This window comes from Bradyrhizobium sp. (genome assembly GCF_017881085.1).
In the GTDB taxonomy this organism is placed as follows: domain Bacteria; phylum Pseudomonadota; class Alphaproteobacteria; order Rhizobiales; family Xanthobacteraceae; genus Bradyrhizobium.
This window is the reverse complement of the sequence record NZ_JADGRI010000488.1, coordinates 1-2,628: the sequence shown is the minus strand read 5'-3', so window position 1 is coordinate 2,628 and position 2,628 is coordinate 1. Positions and strand designations below refer to the sequence as shown.

Below are 2,628 nucleotides of genomic sequence, written 5' to 3'. Positions count from 1 at the left end.
CAAAAGCCGCTCGGCGAGCAGATCATGAAGGTGTCGAGCGTCGGTCTCGGCGGACCGTATAACCCGATGATCCGCAGCCCGGTGCTGGGCCAGCGCCTGTACGACCTGTTCTATTATCTGCGCTGGCAGACCTCCGTCCCCACCAAGCTCAACGAGTTCGCGATCCTGATCATCGGGCGGCAGTGGCGCTCGCAGGTCGAATGGTTCGCGCACGCGCCGCTGGCGGCCAAGGCGGGCCTGTCGGCCGACATCATCGCCGAGCTGAAGGCCGGCAAGCGGCCGTCAAACATGGCCGAGGACGAGGCCGTCGTGTACGACTTCGTCACCGAGCTCACCACCACGCAGAAGGTTGCCGACGAAACCTATGCACGGGCAAAGAAGGTCTTCAACGACCAGCAGATCGTGGACCTGACCGCGGTGGCCGGCAATTACGTCATGGTGGCGATGCTGCTGGCGATGGCGGAAGAAACCGTGCCTCCGGGCAAGGAAGAGCCGTTCAAGGTCGGCGAGAAGTAGGGCTACTTCACCTCTCCCATCGGGAGAGGCATAGGCCGCCTTGGGCGGCCATTGTTCGAGGAGAACGCCGAAGCAAAGCTTCGGCTATGTCGCATCGTCAGATGCGATCCGGGTGAGGGGTTACGCTCTATCGATAGACTTGAACCCCTCACCCCAACCCTCTCCCACAAGGGGAGAGGGGGCGCACCTTCATTGCCGGAACATCGAACCAATGCGTTCGAAATGCATCGACCGTCAGGTCATCCGTTGGCGGCGTCCTTGCCGATGCGGCCGAGATGGGTGAACCCAAATCCAGCCCGAATATTTCAGGCCGTAGCCGAGCGCGCGGTCGATGCCGATATGCGCGAGCCAGATCAGCGCGATCGAGAGCGTCAGCGGCGAGGCGAGGCCGAACCCGGTTGTCGTCAGCGCCATCGGCGCCATGTAGCTGTGCGCGGCGTTGTAGAGGATGGCGCCGATTCGGGGCCCGGCGAGATAGCCGGCAAAGCTCAGGTCCGGCGACAGGAACAGCACCGCGTAGACCCACCAGGACCCGCCCCGGACCGCGTAGAGCATGGTCATGCCGAGAAACAGCGTCAGGCCCTCCAGCCGGAGCAGGGTTCGGCAGCCACCCGTGACGGCGCCGGTGGCCTCGGTTGCGGTGGTCCCGTTCATGGCTGGCCTCCCAAAATAGCCCGGTCAACGTATCTCTTCCAACCGCCATTTCGGCGATCGAAAGCCGGTTTCCGGTTCGGAAAATGCCGTGTTAGAACCCGGTCAATCCTTAAGCAAATTGATGGGCGGGAGCCAATGAAAGATATCCTGGAAACCCTTGAAGAGCGGCGCGCCGGCGCCCGGCTGGGCGGCGGCGAAAAGCGCATCGAGGCGCAGCACGCCCGCGGCAAGCTGACCGCGCGGGAGCGCATCGAGCTCCTGCTCGACAAGGGCAGTTTCGAGGAATTCGACATGTTCGTCGAGCACCGCTCGACCGAATTCGGCATGGAGAAATCGAAAGTGCCGGGCGACGGCGTTGTCACCGGCTGGGGCACCGTCAACGGCCGCAAGACCTTCGTCTTCGCCAAGGATTTTACCGTGTTCGGCGGCTCGCTCTCCGAGACCCACGCGCAGAAAATCGTCAAGATCCAGGACATGGCGATGAAGGCGAGGGCGCCGATCATCGGGCTCTACGACGCCGGCGGCGCGCGGATCCAGGAAGGCGTCGCCGCACTCGCGGGGTATTCCTATGTGTTCCGCCGCAACGTCATCGCGTCGGGCGTGATCCCGCAGATATCCGTGATCATGGGCCCCTGCGCCGGCGGCGACGTCTATTCGCCCGCCATGACCGACTTCATCTTCATGGTGAAGAACACCAGCTACATGTTCGTCACCGGACCGGACGTGGTGAAGACCGTCACCAACGAGGTCGTCACCGCGGAAGAACTCGGCGGCGCCAGCGTGCACGCCACGCGTTCCTCGATCGCGGACGGCGCCTTCGAGAACGACGTCGAGACGCTCTTGCAGATGCGCCGGCTGATCGACTTCCTGCCGTCCAACAACACCGACGGCGTGCCGGAATGGCCGAGCTTCGATGACATCGGGCGGATCGACATGTCGCTGGACACGCTGATCCCCGACAATCCGAACAAGCCCTACGACATGAAGGAATTGATCCTGAAGGTCGTGGACGAGGGCGACTTCTTCGAAATCTCCGAGGCGTTCGCCAAGAACATCGTCACCGGCTTCGGCCGCATCGCCGGCCGCACCGTCGGCTTCGTCGCCAACCAGCCGATGGTGCTGGCGGGCGTGCTTGACTCTGACGCCTCGCGCAAGGCCGCGCGCTTTGTCAGATTCTGCGATGCCTTCAACATCCCGATCGTCACCTTCGTGGACGTGCCGGGTTTCCTGCCGGGCACCGCGCAGGAATATGGCGGCCTGATCAAGCACGGCGCCAAGCTGCTGTTTTCCTATTCGCAATGCACGGTGCCGCTGGTCACGGTAATCACGCGCAAGGCCTATGGCGGCGCCTTCGACGTGATGGCCTCAAAAGAAATCGGCGCCGACGTAAACTACGCCTGGCCGACCGCGCAGATCGCCGTGATGGGCGCCAAGGGCGCGGTCGAGATCATCTTCCGC

The 2,628-nt window shown here is 63.4% G+C and carries 2 protein-coding genes and 1 pseudogene; 2 read left to right on the top strand and 1 reads right to left on the bottom strand.

Annotated elements, in window-relative coordinates; translation table 11 throughout:
* On the top strand, positions 1 to 516 hold a 516-nt coding region (locus QZ213_RS27045), incomplete at its 5' end, for a carboxymuconolactone decarboxylase family protein (RefSeq protein WP_291689108.1).
* 239 nt (positions 517 to 755) lie between these two features.
* Here QZ213_RS27045 and QZ213_RS27040 read toward each other — a convergent pair.
* Positions 756 to 1,170: pseudogene (locus QZ213_RS27040) on the bottom strand (DUF4260 domain-containing protein).
* 135 nt (positions 1,171 to 1,305) lie between these two features.
* Between QZ213_RS27040 and QZ213_RS27035 the strand changes: the two are divergent.
* A partial coding sequence (locus tag QZ213_RS27035; RefSeq protein ID WP_291689107.1) for an acyl-CoA carboxylase subunit beta occupies positions 1,306 to 2,628 on the top strand: 1,323 nt, incomplete at its 3' end.